We start from the raw sequence: 16,786 nt of genomic DNA, 5'->3' as shown, positions 1-16,786 counted from the left end.
CTATCTATTGATTATTAAACAGATCAAAGCTACTCCCTTCACTCGTCCCTTCACTCGCCCTTTCATTCGATCGCTTCCAACGCTCCACCATCATGATATACAACTGGTCCAGTGGTAATGTGAGGCTGTTCTGGGCAATGCTCACCGTAGCATCGACCATGCTGCTGTTTACCGTCATTAATTTGCGTTTCATCCCATTCTGACGATCCAGAAACGCTTTCTCGTCCCACAATTTAACCCCAATCATCTTCTGTCCCATGAATTCATACATAAAAATATTCTCAACATCTTTCCAGGCAATTAGCCCTCCTGATGTGTAAGAAGATGAATCCACAAACCCATGCTCATCCACAACAAAGGAAGGTTCCTTCTTAATCATCTTCACCAGGCTGTAGCAGAGACAAAGCCCAAAAAATAAAACGGAGAACAAGCCTATAACGGAAGAAATGGCAGATCCCTTGGCTGAAGAATCATCAAACATCAGAAAAAATCCGGCTGCTACAAAAAGTGCCGCCCCCACTGTAAGCCATGCCATTCGTTTCCGGCTCGGGTATTCCACGTGCTGTTGATCATAGGATGTGGACAAAGTGATGCTCCTCCTTCATGGTGACTGAGACAAGAATGATCTATATAAAAGGGGTACAGCTCATTAAATGAGCTGGATTATCAAATATACTTAAATAGCATTGTTCATTAAACAGATTCAACTGACATTAAACATCATTTTCAGACAGCTTTTCGTCTATTTCATGACTATTCAACATTAGGATTCGTCATGCTTCCAATAATTCCTTTCGGGCACAGGCGATATTGTTAAGAAATAGGAGTACGTTCGTTAGAATCGTGTTGTCCTGCCTCATGCTTTCCGTTAATATAAATGGAAAGGTTAGGAAATTAAAACAATCTGAATCGTGGCGGGAGGACAAACAATGAAGAGTCTGCGCGGCATAACATCGGAAGATCTTTTTCAGATTACATGGGTTAATGATCCAACTCCGTCTCCTCAGGGCGGACAATTGGTATATGTAAGTCGGAAAACAAATGAAGCACGAGACGGTTATTCTTCTCACCTGAGACTCCTTAAGCTGGAGAACCAGAAGGAAAGACCTTTCACATCTGGGGATAAGGATCACGCTCCTGCTTGGTCGCCGGATGGTTCACAGCTTGCTTTTTTACGAGAGCATGAAGGCAAAACACAAGTGTGGCTGATCGCCTCAGATGGTGGAGAAGCACAACAAATCAGTCATTTGAAGCATAGCGTCAGCTCCCTGCTCTGGTCACCAGATGGGCTCAATTTGCTTGTTAAGTCATCTGTGGACATGAGTGAAAAAGACGAAGATGAAACGGAAGACATAGATAAAAAACTGCCGCAAGAACTTGTGGTGGATCGAATTCGAATGAAATCTGACAGTGGTGGACTGTGGAACGGTCGACGAACCCATCTCTTCCGTGTTCCAATCGAAGGCGGAGAGGCGATCCCTGTAACGACAGGCCATTATGACGTTGGTGACTATGCTTGGTCGCCGGATGGAGAGTCCATTGCCTGGATCGCTCAGTTTCCGGAAGAGGGTGAGGAGCATAACGATTACACCCTGACGAACCATGTGTATCGTACCAAGGCTGACGGATCTGACGTGCAGCAGTTGACACCAGAAGGATACTCTTTCGGGCGGCTCACGTACGCACCTGACGGACAATCCCTTGCACTGCTTGCCAGCGACCGCTCCTATGGAAATGCTACGTTGGTCAAGCTCTATACCCTTCCGATCTCAGGCGGCCAACCCGTATGTCTGAGCAAGGAATGGGATGTACAGATCAATCACAGCCTCGTTGGTGATATGCGTTCACACCTGACTAATACGGGCCCGGTATTCAGTCGTGATGGTTCATCCATTCTCTGTCTTGCTACTATTGAAGGTAGTGTCCGGATTGCCCGATTTGCACGGGACGGCAGTCATGCCGAATACATCTTGCCGGACGAGAAAGAGTTCTATCAGTTTGCTGAGCTGGAAAATGGACAGATTGTGGCTGCCGTAGCAGACGTACTTAGTCCTGGTGATCTCTTTCTGTATACTCAACCTGATAAAGTTGGGGCCGAGCCTATACGATTGACCCATAGCAATCCTCAACTGGATGAAGAAATCCAACTTAGCACACCCGAGACCTTCTGGTTCGATTCCTCTGATGGCCTGCGACTGCAAGGCTGGATGCTAAAACCGGCTGGTATGGTGGAAGGGGTCAAAGTCCCAACCATCCTTGAGATACATGGCGGGCCACATATGATGTATGGCTTTACGTTTATGCATGAGTTCCAGATCCTCGCAGCACAGGGATACGCTGTTGTATATATCAATCCAAGAGGTGGGCTCGGATACGGGCAGCAATTCGTGAATGCCTGCCGGGGTGACTATGGCGGCGGGGATTATCGTGATCTAATGGAAGCCATGGATTATGCGTTGTCCCGATATCCGTTTATCGACGAGTCCCGTCTGGGCGTCACTGGCGGCAGCTATGGTGGCTTCATGACTAACTGGATTGTTGGACATACCGACCGTTTCAAGGCAGCCGTCACTCAGCGTTCCATCTCTAACTGGCTCTCGTTCTACGGAGTCAGTGATATTGGATTCTTTTTCACGGAAGACCAGATTGGCGGTAATGCATGGGATGACACCGAGAAGTTATGGAAACACTCCCCGCTTGCATACGTGGGTAATGTCAACACGCCGCTACTAATTTTGCATGGTGAGCAGGATTTGCGTTGTCCGATTGAACAGGCTGAACAACTGTATGTTGCCTTGAAGCGGCGCAGACAGACCACTCGGTTCATTCGTTTCCCGGGAGCCAATCATGAGCTGTCTCGCGGAGGTCACCCGCACTTAAGGGTACGTCGTCTGGAGCATATTGCCGGATGGTTTAACGAGTACTTGTAGCGCCATCATAAGATCACATTTATGAAATAAAGGATATATATTCTTCCTTCTGCTCTTATGTATACCTGAGCGAGAAGAATTCAGGATCAGCGAAAAAACCACCAGTAGAATCGGTCATATCATGACCTTCCCTGGTGGTTTTACTGTTTGGACGTTTGGAAATAGGGTAGATACTGCGTTCTACGTTACTATCCCATGTTTATTTTTATCAAAGCATGGCTACCAGTACTTGTTGTCACGCTTTCTTATTCATCTTCCCATACAACAGTTATTTCGTTAACATCCTTGTCGGTTGTGGAAAGTGAACCAGTAATGGATACGGCAAATTTTCCTTCTTTACGGGCAATAACGTTGAATCCTTCACCCTGTACGTCTTGGCTGTATTGAGTGAGGTTTTTGTTCTGGTAATAACCTTTGTAGGATGTGCCTACCGTCAGCAGCGTTTCTTTTGTTGTATATGTAAAGACGATTTTGTTGTTACCTCCATCTATACTGGCTTCGACCAGGACAATTGTCTTAGCATCCGTTGGCAATGGGAAATCTGCTGGTAAGTACTTGGCCTTTACACTCTCAGCCTGCTTGTTTTTATCTGTTGATGTTGTTGAAGTCGAACCGCTGTTGCTTGTGGAACTGGACCCACTGGAGGAGCTTGTGGAACTGATGCTTACTTTATCGGTTTTCGAATCATACGTTATTTCCGTGTTCAAAGCATCTGCAATGGAACGAATCGGCAGATAAGTACTGCCTTGATACGTAATGGGGGCGAGTTTCTTGCCCTGGTCACCTGTCGGTGTGAACTTCTGTCCATTTACTTCAATGCCTAACCCATGGTTTAAATAAGCCTTGATGGTTTCCAATTGCGTTCCTGCATATACCCCCGCTGATCCCGTTAGCACCATGCCGAAGACACCAGCGGTTAAAATCCACTTTTTATTTTTCATCCAAAATCCCTCCTGATTGTTTCTATTACCGAAAATATATGTACGGTTGCTGCTTCGTTGTTAAACCATAGGTTGGAATCATAATACCATCTGGTGAGAGCTTGTACATGATTTAAGAGGAAAACAGGACCAGCGGCGCACAAAATTAGTCGTTTCATTATTTTACTTTACGCACACTCGAATCATTGTTATTACATGAATATATTCCTGGATGCAGCTCTATATAAAATGGAATCCATCCGCTGTTACAAGTTGCGAAAACACCAAATTTATTAGATAATAATCTGTCGATTGTAGTCGAAGGAACGGATTTCAAGGGGGATTTAAGCAATGAGCAAGAACAATAATCATTCATTTGACGAGCCGATTAATCGGCTCTCCACGGGATCAGAGAAATGGGATGCGCTTGAGGAGATCTTTGGTGTTGCGGATGCGCTCCCCATGTGGGTTGCTGATATGGATTTCGCCGCTCCGCCGTCGGTCATTCAAGCGTTGAAGACTCGAATGGAACATGGTATTTTTGGCTATACGGTGCGAACAGATGCGTATCACGCAGCGCTATCGGGATGGATGGAGCGACGTCACAACTGGAGCATTAACGATGAATGGGTTGTATTCACCCCAGGTATTGTTCCTGCACTCAGTATTGCTGTACAACGGTTCACCGAACCGGGAGATGCAGTATTAATTCAGACTCCGGTGTATGCACCCTTCTATGATGTGGTACGTGGTCAAGGCAGAGAACTGCTGACTAATCCGTTGGTGGAGAACGATGGACATTACTCCATGGATTTGGAGCATCTGGAATCCTGCCTGAAGACGGGTCGGGTCAAAATGCTAATTCTGTGCAGTCCTCACAACCCGGTTGGACGGGTATGGACTCGTGAAGAACTTCAAAGCCTTGCTGCACTCTGCGTGCAATACAATGTACTCATCGTTTCGGATGAGATTCATGCCGATCTGGTCCACGAACGCGGTGCGCATACTCCGCTGGCCCTTATTTCTGAATCTGTCGCTGATCTCAGCATCATCTGTACAGCACCAAGCAAAACATTCAACATTCCGGGTCTCTGCACCTCCAATATCATCATTCCAAATGTCAAACTGCGGGACTCATTCATGCAAGGCGTGAAAACAATGGGACTTGCCAACATCAGCACGTTGGGAGCAGTAGCAGCCGAAGCGGCCTACAACGGCGCTGAAGAATGGCTGGATGACTGTCTTGCCTATATCCGCGGAAATATGGAATACGTGCAGGAGTATGTCGCTGAGCATATGCCGCAAATCGGAATCCGACTTCCAGAAGCGACTTACCTGCTGTGGATGGATTTCCGAAAGTTGAATATTCCACATGCGCAGCTGTGTACGATGCTACTCAAGGAAGCAGGACTCGCCTTCAATGATGGAAGTATCTTCGGAGCAGAAGGCACAGGATTCATGCGCATAAATTTGGCCTGCCCACGTTCAACAGTGGAAGAAGCCATGCGCAGATTGTCTGTGCTAATGGGCAGGCTGTCGACCAAGTAAATTGAAATACGTTAAAGTAAATTAAAGACGCTAACGAATCGGGCATAAGGTGTCTACAATTCGTTCCAACAACGAAACTAGAATTTCATCTAATAACTCGCGATCGTTTCATTAAAGCGCTGAGTTCGGTAAAATTGCAAAAGGGGCTGTCCCTGTAGTCAAATCCATGATTAATGTTCATGATGGACTACTCGGACGCCCCTTTTATATTGTAAAACGGTTTATACGCCATAAGCTATGAAGTTGGCATCTGCACAATCCGATCGCATAACCTGTCCAGCAACTCCCGATCATGGCTGATGATCAACAGTCCCAGGTTGCGCTGACGCCCGATATTCATCACGGTATGCCAGATCTGTGCCTGTGTGATCGCATCCAGCATGGTGGTCATCTCATCAGCGATCACGTAACGAGTTGCTGTGCCGAGTGCACGTGCAACGCAGAATCGTTGCAATTCTCCGCCTGACAACTCACCGGGCCTTCGATCCAGCCAATTCGTCTGGATACCCAAGTCACTGAGCAGCTCCTGATCCTCGATCATGGCTTCCTTCAAGACACGGCGCATTCGCCAGCGAGGATTCACCGCTTTCTCCGGATGCTGGAATACAAGCTGAACCGGACAGGCTCCGGTTAGCGGAAGCGACTTCCCATCCAGCAGCACTTGACCTGCCATCGGTTCCATATAACCTGCAAGGATTCGTCCAAGACTTGTTTTGCCACAGCCACTGGGACCCCACAAACCAACGACTTCTCCCTGCTGTACTTCCATACTTATATTCTGAAATACCCAAGCGTCTTTACCATAACGATACCCTGCATTTCTAACCTCAAGTGGCATGAATGCACCTCACTTCCCCACCACGAACTTTGCGCAGCTCAGGACGTTCGTTCGTGCAAGCCATGGTCGCTCCAATGCAGCGTGGTGCAAATGAGCATCCTTCTACCTGCTGCCGACCTGCTGTTGGCTGGGTACCAGACAGAGGTTGAAATTCATTTTGTGGCAACGCATTCCAGAGCGCCTTCGTGTATGGATGTCTTAATCTTTCGCCCTTTCCCGTAAAATCACAAACCTGTGCCGTCTCCACATTAGAGCCTGCGTAAAATACGGATATGCGGTCTGCTGCCGTCAAAGCAGTCGTAATATCATGGGTAATCCAAAGGATGCCGACGCCTTCATTGGCCAGTTGTCGAAAATGCTTCATCGTTTCAGCCAGCACTTCGGGATGAATGCCAGGTGTGGGCTCATCTGCAATAATGAGTTTCGGATCACCAGAGGTGGCCGTTGCCATCAACACCCGCCGAGCCATACCACCTGACAGCTCAAACGGATATTTGCCCGACGTGCCCTGAGGCAATCCATAACGTCCCGTCAGTTCCTGATCTGCCTTTTGCATCGTGGATCGGAGCGTCGATCGGTGCTTACGCCCTGTCTTATGGCTTACAGGTTGAACCTGCCTGCCCACCTTCAACAACGGATCCAAATAACTCACCGATTGGGGAATGTACACCATTTTATCTCCACGCAGATGAAGCTGCCGGTCCATGGTCAAGGGTTCGCCTGCATAGCTAATCCGGCCTTCTATCGTCGCATTGGCAGGAAGAATGCCCATGATCGCCTGCGCCAGCACACTTTTGCCTGATCCACTTGCCCCTACGACGGCGACAATCTCCCCTTCATTAACAGACAGATTCAGATCCTGAATAACCTGGATTTTCTCGTGCCCAAACCATCCCCGAGCACGCCGGAACGAAACCGATACTTCCTCCACTTCAAGAAGTGCCATGTTTACATCACCTCCCTTGAACTGCCGGTTCCCGTTAATATCTTCAGACTACCGCCCAACACATCAAACGCACGAACGACCAACAACAATGCGAGACCTGGGAAAAATGCCAACCACCACATCCCTGCGGATAAATATCTCATCGACTCTGATAAAATAATACCGATCGCTGGCTGCTGCGGCGACAGCCCCAGCCCCAGAAACGTAATCGCTGCCTCATGCAGAATGGCATGAGGGAAGATCAGCAGCACTCCCACGAATAGCTGCGGGATCAGATGAGGCAGCATGTGCTGCACCGCAATACGAATTCGCGAATGACCCAATCTGCGTGAGATGTGAATATACTCTGCTGATCTCAGCTGAATCATCTCTGCCCTTACAATCCGGGCCAGATTCGGCCAATGGGTCAGGGCAATGGCTAACGTCACCCCAGGCAACCCTCCACCGAACACAAAGGCCAGCATTACCAGCGACACCAAGTGGGGAACACTCAGGAAGAGGTCAATGATCCATGAAATAACCCGGTCCGCAGCTTTCCCTGAAGCAGCAGCAAGACCCAGCAAAAGTGCAATAAGTCCGCCGCCGCAAGCCGCGAGTAACCCCACCTGAATGCTCGTTGTCAATCCTTTCAATGTGCGCAAGAACATATCTCGTCCTAGCCAATCCGTACCGAAAGGATGTGCCCAGGCTGGAGCCAGATTCCTATCCATTAATGAGGTCAGCGTCGATTCTCCGGGAAGCAGTCTGCCTGTCAGCCACACGGTGGCAATCCAGATCACACCCAGGCCACCCCAGATCATCGCCCATTTGCGCGGATTACGGAAACGAGGATTACCGCCACCTGAATAACCTTTCCCACCATGAGTACGTGGATGTACTGGCTTCCAATTTCTCTTGTTCCCCGCTTCACTTTTGGGAGAGTTAACTTTCAGATGCTGTGCAGTCTGAGCCGCAGGCCGGGAGGGACGTTCCAATGTCTGTTTCATCCTATAGCCTCCTCCTTCATGCGTGGATCAATGATACGGTACAGAATATCGGCCAGCATATTGCCTGTAAACACAAATATCGCACTGCACAGCACAAGTCCCAGCAGCAGCGGCACATCACCGCGTAATCCAGCCTGGACTGTTGCTTGCCCCAATCCGGGATAGGAAAACACTTGCTCCGCGAGCACAGCTCCACCGAACAATTCACTAAATGAAGCAAATTGCAGCGTCAAAGCTGGCAGTACTACATGCCTGAACCCATGACGACGAAACAGTTGAACACCTCGCTCACCTCGTGCCCTCGCAAAAAGAATATAATCGGAGTCCAGCACATCCACGAGCTTCTGCCGAGTATGTAAGGCAATAGCGGCTACGCCCGTCAGACTCAACGTCAGCGCTGGCAGAATCATGTGCATGGCCCGATCTCCCCATGTCACTTGATCTGCTGCCATGCCCGCAGGTACACCAAGTCCAATTGGCAGCCAGCCAAGCCATACACCGAATACCATGAGCAGTAACAGCGCGATCCAGAATACCGGCGTGGAAGCCAGTGTGTAACAGTACCAACAGATCAGACGATCCAGCTGTGAATCCTTTTTCATGGCAGCAGCGACGCCCAGACCGAATCCAATCAGACCGGATAACACCCATGCTACCGCCATAAGAGCGACAGAATTCATGAATCGTTCCTGGATGATGTCCGCAACCGGCTGTCTATAGATCATCGATGTTCCCAGATCGCCCTGGACTAGTGCCTGACCCCAAGTAAGCAGCCGTTCTACGGGTGAATCATTGAGTCCCCAGCGTTCCTCAATAAGACTACGTTGTTCTGCGCTCACCCTGATCATATCTCCACCAATGTAAGCCTCCACCGGGTCCACTGGAGAGAACTGCATTAATATAAAAGACACCACGCTAACTCCTGCCAGCAAAGATAACAGCCGCAGCATTTTAAATCCGACAAATCTGGCCCATCCCATCCTGTCCTCCATCCAATCTCTCCCCAATTCAGGCTAAAGCTACCTCAGCGTTTCTATTTCAATTCTTCCTCCCAGGACCATTCTTCCAGGTTGGATGTCACAGGCCACCCATGACCATGTGGATGGATCTGCTGTTCACCAATATTCAAACCATTCTTCACCAGATACAGATGATCAATGTTCACCAGCCATGCCCATGGCGCATCGCCTTGGTAACTGAATCCTGTCGATCCATCCCACTCCGCTTTCTGCCAGAAGGGCAGTGCTTCTTCTTCCGTTGTCGCTTGGAGAGCTTGTTGCATCCAGTTGTCCACAGTTGGGTTGCTGTACAATCCAGTGTTGTAGTAACCTTCCCCTTTATGGGTACTACTGTAGAGGTTATATGTCTCAAGCGGATCATGACTGCCCCACCCGAATAATACGGCATTAGTATAGGCCAGCTTTTTCGTCTCTTCCCGGCTCTTTCCCTCTACATTGACCTTGATCCCTGCCTGGGCCACCATATCCGCAGCAGCCAGTGCCAGAGATTGTCGCGTTAGATCCCCTGCAAAATAAATCAGATTGAACTCGGCCTTTATGCCGTTCTTTTCTACAATTCCATCACCATCTGTATCCACCCAGCCGCCATCAGCCAGAATCTGCCTCGCTTCATCGGGATTCGCATCTGCAAATACAGAATCCGGATTGCTCCACGGCAGGTCGTCGCTGACCGAGTAGGCTGGACGACCTTGCCCCTCCAGTACCCCCTCCACCAATGCAGTGCGATCAATTGCGACATTTACCGCTTTACGAATGGAGATGTCGGATGTAACATCATTGCCTGCGGGCAGGCCGTCACCAGACTTCGCGTCTGCGGGTTGCAACGGGAACATGATGCCCCGGTTATCGACTGTTTTCACTGATTCCAGCTTCATGCCGCTTACCTGCTGCTTGCTGAATGCCGCTGGGATAGCTGCGATATCGACTGTTCCGGCTTGCGCCGCCGCAAATGCCGCATCCTCATCCAGATAGAGGAACGTCAGTTTATGGAATGTGGACTTTTTTCCGTAATATTGTTCGTTAGCCTCGACGATCGCCTGCTGACCCTTATCCCACTGCACCAACTGGTATGGACCAGACCCAACCGGATGCTCGGCGTAATCAGGACCATAGGCGTGCTCAGGCACAATACCGAGTGTAGTCAGCAGACTGATAAACGTGGACTGCGGCGACTTTAATGTAAAGACGACAGTTGTTGTATCCGGTGCTTCCACATCAGCCATATTGGTCAGATCAATAACCGAACCACTCTTGGCAGCCGTTTCAAACGTAAATCTGACATCTTCGGCCGTCAGTGGCTCACCGTCGGAGAACTTTACATCATCCCGGAGTGTGACGGTCCAAGTCAGCCCATCTTCACTGACGGAATGCTCTGTCGCCAGATCATTAACCAGTTGAAGCTTGGCATCCCTTTTCAGCAAAGTGCTCTGAAAGAGCGGCGAACCGTACTGTCCCCATCCCGTAGTGGGATCAAATCCGCCTTCCGGTTCCGTGCCAACGGCCAGCACCAATTCGTCTTTGGGAAGAGAAGCCGCCGCCTGCTTTACTCCCTCTTTTGTTGAGGATGTCCCCTGTGTACATCCCGACAGCCCCACTGTGCATATCAGTAAAATGCCTACCCCCGCTCTAACTGATCGTTTCCCCCATGAAAATCCACGCATTTACGTTGTTCCCCCTTTAACTTTTACTTCCCAACCCAATTCCGTGTTACTTTTTTTGAAAATTGTAGCACAAAATAGTTCATCCGTGTCAACAAACTTAACTTCAAAATCCATTTATTTTCATTTACAGGGAATTTAAATAAGATTAATAGAGGTATCGATAGAAGATAAACTGTTTGAAGTTAGGTATTATAACAAAACAAAAGAACAACAGATTATCGGTATTGGACCAATCATCTGTTGTTCTAAATACGTGCTATGGACGAAGTCGGCTAAAGCCAATGAATCGATTATTGAATTTTTAAAAGTTAATTCGTTGAGGAATCAGGATGATGGTGATGACTTTGTTAATTTTAGCTGTGATCATGATTGTGAGGACTGTGGTGGCTTGCCCTTTTGTTGAGCTCATCCACATACGTTACGGACAGCTCTGCATACAGTACTCCTTTTTGAACCTGGATCTGCTGATGCAGATGACGCAATCGTCCTAGGTTGCCCCGTACCGCAATGACCTCCAGACACTGATCATGGTTCAGGTGCACATGCATATTGGAGATGATGTCATGGTGCGCCTCGTGCTGCAGCTCCATTAATCGAATAGGAAGATCACTGATATGGTGGTCATACACCATCACAATGGTTCCAGCTACATCCTGCTCGGAATGCAATGCAGAGGGCTCCAGCAATGTTTTACGGACCAAATCACGAAAAGCTTCCGAACGGTTCTTGTATCCCTGCTCTTCAATATAGCTATCAAACTGTTCGATCAGAGGCGTGGGAAATGCCACACCGAACCGGGTCAAATCTTCTTTGTCTGCCATTCATATCCTCCTGCCGCCTCATTTGCTTCGAGTGTACCACAGTCCTGTCTTCTCATCGACTATACTGTTGTTTCTCGGTAGTGGCAAAAAGGATAATGTAGCTCGCATTTATTTAGGTCTCTTGGTCAGTTCCTGTCTGACTTTGGCATAGGTAACACTTACCTTCTGTTCCAGTGTATAGATATGTTGTTTGGAGCCTGCCCATTTCTCCGCTGCTGCGGATAAGGAGTTCAACGAGCTTAATACGCGTGATGACTGGCCTAGTTTTGCACTCTGTTTGAATTGCTGCAACGCGTTTGAATATCGCTCTTTCGATAGGCTCGCCTGTTTTTTGCCCGTTTGAATCTGCTTCTTCACGGGATCAGCTCCAGCCAGTAAGGTACGCAACCGTTTCACTTCTGTGCTCTTTCGTTTGCGGGCTTCGGCAAGCTCCTTTTTTTTGAGACGAATGTCTTGTCGGGCAAGCTGAACAACTGGTTTCAACGTATCCGCTTGGGTGCGAATAGCCGCACTCCATTCTTTGTTTTTGATCGCTTTGGCGGCGTCGAGCTGCCTATTCACTGAACTGTACAAAGCAAACAAAGACTCATACCGTGCCTCGGTTTGTTTTACCTTTTCGATTAAACCAGCGATCTTTGCATCATCGATTTGCCTTATACTCACACGTAATTGTTCCAGCTCCTTGGTATTGGCGGCATGAATGGTTTTTGTCTTTTGTTCCCAAGCTTGTTCCTGCGTCGTCCAGCTCCCAACGTTCTCGTACGCTCGTTGCAGGGACAACTTGGTCTGCGAATCAGCCTTGCTCAGCACGGTTTCCCACGCCTTCTGGGCTGTTACGCCAAGCTCAGGGCCCGCCGCTTCAGCAGCGGAGGAATAATACATCACACTCATACTGAAGATGATGAGGAGTCCCAGGCTCATACGGGTCCAAACGTTAGCGCGAAGGTTAGGGCGCGCCCCGTATCGGTTGCTCAGGTTGCTCATGAAACTAGGATTCTTCATACTCCTCATAAGGGATTGGTTCATGATTTGTTTCTTGTCATCATTTCCCTCATTTAAGCGGCTTTGCCTGGCTTGCACTGAACATGAACAAAGACCCACCTGATGATTTTCCTTCCCCTCCAAAATTCCAGTTTGCATTCTCTTCTGCTCCCTTCAATGTGAATTGATAGTTAGAACCTGCTGGAGTGTCTGTGCGGTGATTCGATTACGATCCCTGATATACAAACTAGCAAAAAACAAAAAAAGCACCCGCAAGTCAGGCGTATTGCCTGCTCTTACGGGTGCTTCCCTCATAAGCCGTTCCATATGGGATTCGCCGAAATGGTCATCATGTCGAATCGAATCATTACCTTTTTCTAATATATTCCATACTTGTATTCTGGTCAAGTCCGATCGTCAAGCAACATGTTATAACGGGAGAACCCTTCCCGCATAAAGATAACCTTACTGTCCGACCAGGATGGCTTTCATCTCTTCCGTCAGGTCCTCTTCCGTCAGTATCATATAGATGTTCTCCCCGCGGGTGACATTCAATTTGATCTGATAGAGCGTATCTCTCTCTGTTTGATAACCGGACCTTTGACGTTGAAGCAATTCGTTGATAATTTTTTTATTTTTGGTAGCGATCTGTTTGTTGCCACTTAAATTCCCGTCCACATATTCTGACAGAGGGTACACCATCTGAGGATTTCCGGGACTGTTGATCTCCTGCTTTACAAATTGTGCGGAAGCCACCTCATCTACTGGAAATTCCAGTTGCTCGTATAATTTGTTCTCTTTGAGCCAGTGCAGTACCCTGGCATAGCTTGGTTTGATCTCAAAGTTCCACATCTCCTTGGGTTGAGAAGGGTCATTCGATGAGGAATCCTGATTCATTTCAGCTGATGCAAAAGACTGCCACGGAGAACGTTGTTCCTCGTAAGTCTGGTCCATAATGTCCTGTTTCAGCAATTCCTTGAATTCACGAACTTGATTCGGATTGCTAATATATACTTTTCGGTATGAACTAACCGTTGAGCGAATGCCAATACTTAGCGCGTCCTCATCCAGCTTATACGTATCAAATGTAAATTTTTTGTAAGCCTGAGACTGCTTCAGCGCCATCAATTCCTGACGAAATTCAGGTTCGGGAATGTAATATTTGCGTTTCATCACCTTGCCGTTATCCAGCTTGTAATTAATAAACACATACTCGTCATTACGCATACCAGGATTGATGGGATCATCCAGCAAAGACAGATCAGAATCCACGATCTTCTGATGAAGAGCAATAACGGCTTTCATATATTCAGAATCACTTGAATAGAAAGGATCGTCATCCATTTTCGATGAGACACCGTTAGTATAAGTGTATCTCTCTCCACCAAGCTTGATACTGTTAACCTTCTTCAACTCAGGCACTCTTGCAGCATATCCATTCCAACTGGCAACAGGCACGTACAGAATCAATCCGGCTACGATACCATATAAAGCCATCTTGGGCAGCAACTTGCTACTCCAAATCAACCACGTCTTGCGAATAATCATCTCGGCAACAATATAACCGACAATTCCACCGAGGATATATCCGAAGATTCCCCACCCCGATGATCCTCTTGGAGCAATAATGGTGAAGTAGGCTCCACTAATTAAAACCAGCGTAAACATTAAACCAAATCGGAATATGGGTTTAACAAGCGTAAACGTCACCGCTTGGGTAGCAGATTCCACTTGTCTCTTCGCATAGAATACGTAAGACAACGGGATGAATAGCAGTGTCAATATCGAATAAATAATGAGTTCCCAACCGATCACAGGAGCTCCACTAATCGAAGCCATGCGAAGAACTAAAGATATTTTTTCTGCATTTCGCCCAACCTCATCGTACGGATATCCAAGCAGGTAATGTTGAAGATGCAAGGAAAAAATGAACCATACAACAACAGGCAACAATAGAAGCGCATACACGGTGAGTCCCTGCAACACGGACTGTCCAATGCACATACCAACCACCACGGTCAGCATGAACATAAACAACGAGTAGATGCTCATACTGAGGCCCCACATCCAGATTGAACTACCTTCGAATATAAATGCGGGCTGATCCAGTGCTGCCCATACCCAGCCTGTAATGGCAGTCGTTATCCAGATCGGAAGCAGGATCATCATAAATCCTGTCAACAAATTAACGGTTAACAGATGCTTTCGGCGCAGCGGCAAACTGTGGAACAGATCTGAAGGTGCACCGGATTGCACATACCGAAACAGAAAAATGCCCGCAGCTACCGGGAACGTAATGGCAAACAGAATTTGCACTTCTCCATTCGCCTGAAACAAACTCGTAATCTTCTGTGGTATATCCCGATACTCTGTACCGATATGGAGCGGTAGCGAAAACAACAACGTGATCAGGTACAAGATGCCGATCCATCCATGCTGCCTGAAATTTTGGAACAGGATGCCCCGGTTACAGAACAATCGGTTGAATATCATATCCTGCATCCTCCATTTCATAGATAAATATTTCTTCCAACGTCAGCGGCAGCACATCCAGCAGATAGGGATCAAATGCACGGAATCGTTCCGTCACAACCTCGCGATTGCCTTTCACAATAAACAGGGATACACTTCCGCGCTTCTCTTCATGTAAAATATTCACCTGTTCGTCCATAGCCTTGGCATGATCAGGATGACGGAAAGCGACCTGAATTTTATGTGTATCAGCCTTCAGATCATCCAGATCTTTCTCTACGATAATCCGGCCCTTGTGCATGATGGCAACATGGTCGCATAGGTCTTCAATCTCGCGCAAATTGTGAGACGAGATCAGAATCGTCACCTGACGCTCCGCTGCTTCCTGGAACAGCAGATTTTTGATCTGCTGCCGCATGACCGGATCAAGCCCATCAATTGGCTCATCCATGAGCAGCACTTCAGGCATGCAGCTAAGTCCAAGCCATACGGCTGCCTGACGGCGCATGCCTTTGGACATGCGATGCAGTTTACGTTTCACGTCCAGTTTAAATACACTGCCGAGCTGTACAAAACGCTCCTCATTCCAGCGCGGATAAACTGAACGATAGAAGGCAGCCATCTGATGAATGGACGATTGCGGAAAAAAGTATGGCGCATCCGCCATAAAAATGGTACGTCCCTTGAGGTCCATATTTTCATATATTTCTTGTCCATCAATGCGAACCGTGCCGCTATCCTGACGATAGATGCCTGCCAGTATTTTGAGCAGCGACGTTTTGCCTGCCCCGTTGGAACCGAGCAAACCGTAGATCGACCCCTTATGTACTTGCATCGTGACGCCATCAACGGCTTTTTCCTGTTCAAATGCCTTAATGACCTGATTCAGCTCAATCATGAGGCTCCCCCTTCTCTATACGGGCCATCGCTTCCTCAAATAAAAGCGTCATATCGGCTTTGCTCAAACCGGAATATGAAGCTTCCGCAATCAGCTTCACCAGAGCGGCTCTGATTTCATCTCTCATGGCTGCATTTGGATGTTCCACGGACGATGATACGAAGCTCCCTTTTCCCTGCAATGAATAGATATAACCTTCACGTTCAAGTTCCCGGTACGCCTTCTGAATCGTATTCGGATTAACCGTGAGCTGCCCGGACAGTGTGCGAACGGAAGGCAACTGCTCATCGGGTTGGAGAACACCGTACACGATCATTTCTTTGATTTTGTCTACTAGTTGCTCATAGATCGCCTTACGGCTGCGTACATCCAATTCGAACATCCCGCACCTCCTCTCTATAAAAGTTGTAATACCCTATTGATGAACGATGACTGTATTTTGAAGTGTATGTATCCAACACTAAGGTGTATTAACTGTACTACTATTATTAATACAGTTAATACAGATTGTCAACCATTTACTTTGACTTCTTATATGATTCGCGTTAGGTTTATATATATGATTAAAGTGACATATAGGTAGTTAATAGTAGTTCTCTATTCTGTATAAAAGACGTAATTTCGGGGTTCAGTCTGGTTCGAGCTGGTTGTTACTGTTCGTTAAATCGCTCATCCCGCTAAATACGTTCAAAGCTTGTTCTGATCTTTCCCCTTCCGTTATGATGGAGAAGAACGTTGTGCTCGTTCACTGGTTCACGTGCTCGCT

Annotated in this window: 14 protein-coding genes; 2 read left to right on the top strand and 12 right to left on the bottom strand. The window is 47.7% G+C overall.

Annotation, left to right across the window (positions count from 1 at the left end):
* Positions 1-4: 4 nt before the first annotated feature.
* Positions 5-586 carry an STM3941 family protein gene (locus G3352_RS10005; RefSeq protein ID WP_163756128.1) on the bottom strand — a complete coding sequence of 194 codons (582 nt, stop codon included), beginning with the start codon at positions 584-586 and terminating at the stop codon, positions 5-7.
* A gap of 343 nt (positions 587-929) precedes the next feature.
* On the opposite strand from G3352_RS10005, the gene G3352_RS10000 reads away from it, so the two are divergent.
* The gene (locus tag G3352_RS10000) at positions 930-2,930 is read left to right on the top strand and encodes a S9 family peptidase (RefSeq protein WP_163756126.1); all 2,001 of its coding nucleotides are present in this window, start codon (positions 930-932) and stop codon (positions 2,928-2,930) included.
* A 245-nt stretch (positions 2,931-3,175) separates the two neighbouring features.
* Here G3352_RS10000 and G3352_RS09995 read toward each other — a convergent pair whose 3' ends face one another.
* Positions 3,176-3,871 carry a stalk domain-containing protein gene (locus tag G3352_RS09995; protein ID WP_163756124.1) on the bottom strand — a complete coding sequence of 232 codons (696 nt, stop codon included), beginning with the start codon at positions 3,869-3,871 and terminating at the stop codon, positions 3,176-3,178.
* 330 nt (positions 3,872-4,201) lie between these two features.
* Here G3352_RS09995 and G3352_RS09990 point away from each other — a divergent pair, with 330 nt between their 5' ends.
* Positions 4,202-5,398, top strand: coding sequence for a MalY/PatB family protein (locus G3352_RS09990; protein ID WP_163756122.1), 1,197 nt, complete (start codon positions 4,202-4,204; stop codon positions 5,396-5,398).
* A gap of 235 nt (positions 5,399-5,633) precedes the next feature.
* Here G3352_RS09990 and G3352_RS09985 read toward each other — a convergent pair whose 3' ends face one another.
* The 10 genes from G3352_RS09985 to G3352_RS09940 form a co-directional block, all read right to left on the bottom strand.
* Positions 5,634-6,236, bottom strand: a complete 603-nt coding sequence (locus tag G3352_RS09985; protein WP_163756120.1) for an ABC transporter ATP-binding protein — start codon at positions 6,234-6,236, stop codon at positions 5,634-5,636.
* Entirely contained in the window at positions 6,226-7,182 is a 957-nt protein-coding gene (locus G3352_RS09980; protein ID WP_163756118.1) for an ABC transporter ATP-binding protein, read from the bottom strand. The genes G3352_RS09985 and G3352_RS09980 overlap by 11 nt, the downstream gene beginning before the upstream one ends.
* A gap of 2 nt (positions 7,183-7,184) precedes the next feature.
* Entirely contained in the window at positions 7,185-7,982 is a 798-nt protein-coding gene (locus G3352_RS09975) for an ABC transporter permease (protein ID WP_163756768.1), read from the bottom strand.
* A gap of 182 nt (positions 7,983-8,164) precedes the next feature.
* The gene (locus G3352_RS09970) at positions 8,165-9,160 is read right to left on the bottom strand and encodes an ABC transporter permease (protein WP_163756116.1); all 996 of its coding nucleotides are present in this window, start codon (positions 9,158-9,160) and stop codon (positions 8,165-8,167) included.
* A 41-nt stretch (positions 9,161-9,201) separates the two neighbouring features.
* Positions 9,202-10,848, bottom strand: coding sequence for an ABC transporter substrate-binding protein (locus G3352_RS09965; protein WP_163756114.1), 1,647 nt, complete (start codon positions 10,846-10,848; stop codon positions 9,202-9,204).
* Between the two features lie 353 nt (positions 10,849-11,201).
* Positions 11,202-11,669: a nickel-responsive transcriptional regulator NikR gene (gene nikR, locus G3352_RS09960; RefSeq protein WP_163756112.1), complete on the bottom strand. Its 468-nt coding sequence runs from the start codon at positions 11,667-11,669 to the stop codon at positions 11,202-11,204.
* 108 nt (positions 11,670-11,777) lie between these two features.
* Positions 11,778-12,680, bottom strand: coding sequence for a hypothetical protein (locus tag G3352_RS09955; RefSeq protein WP_205524804.1), 903 nt, complete (start codon positions 12,678-12,680; stop codon positions 11,778-11,780).
* 435 nt (positions 12,681-13,115) lie between these two features.
* The gene (locus G3352_RS09950; protein ID WP_163756108.1) at positions 13,116-15,143 is read right to left on the bottom strand and encodes a hypothetical protein; all 2,028 of its coding nucleotides are present in this window, start codon (positions 15,141-15,143) and stop codon (positions 13,116-13,118) included.
* Positions 15,118-16,020, bottom strand: a complete 903-nt coding sequence (locus tag G3352_RS09945; protein ID WP_076290252.1) for an ABC transporter ATP-binding protein — start codon at positions 16,018-16,020, stop codon at positions 15,118-15,120. Before G3352_RS09945 ends, G3352_RS09950 begins: the two co-directional genes overlap by 26 nt.
* Positions 16,013-16,402 (bottom strand): GntR family transcriptional regulator, encoded by a 390-nt coding sequence (locus tag G3352_RS09940; protein WP_053783970.1) that lies wholly within the window; start codon positions 16,400-16,402, stop codon positions 16,013-16,015. Before G3352_RS09940 ends, G3352_RS09945 begins: the two co-directional genes overlap by 8 nt.
* Positions 16,403-16,786: the final 384 nt, after the last annotated feature.

The sequence above is a fragment of the Paenibacillus sp. ALJ109b genome (assembly GCF_010747435.1).
Classification (GTDB): Bacteria; Bacillota; Bacilli; order Paenibacillales; family Paenibacillaceae; genus Paenibacillus; species Paenibacillus taichungensis.
Note: the sequence above shows the minus strand (reverse complement) of the source record. Positions and strands in the feature narration are given on the sequence as shown.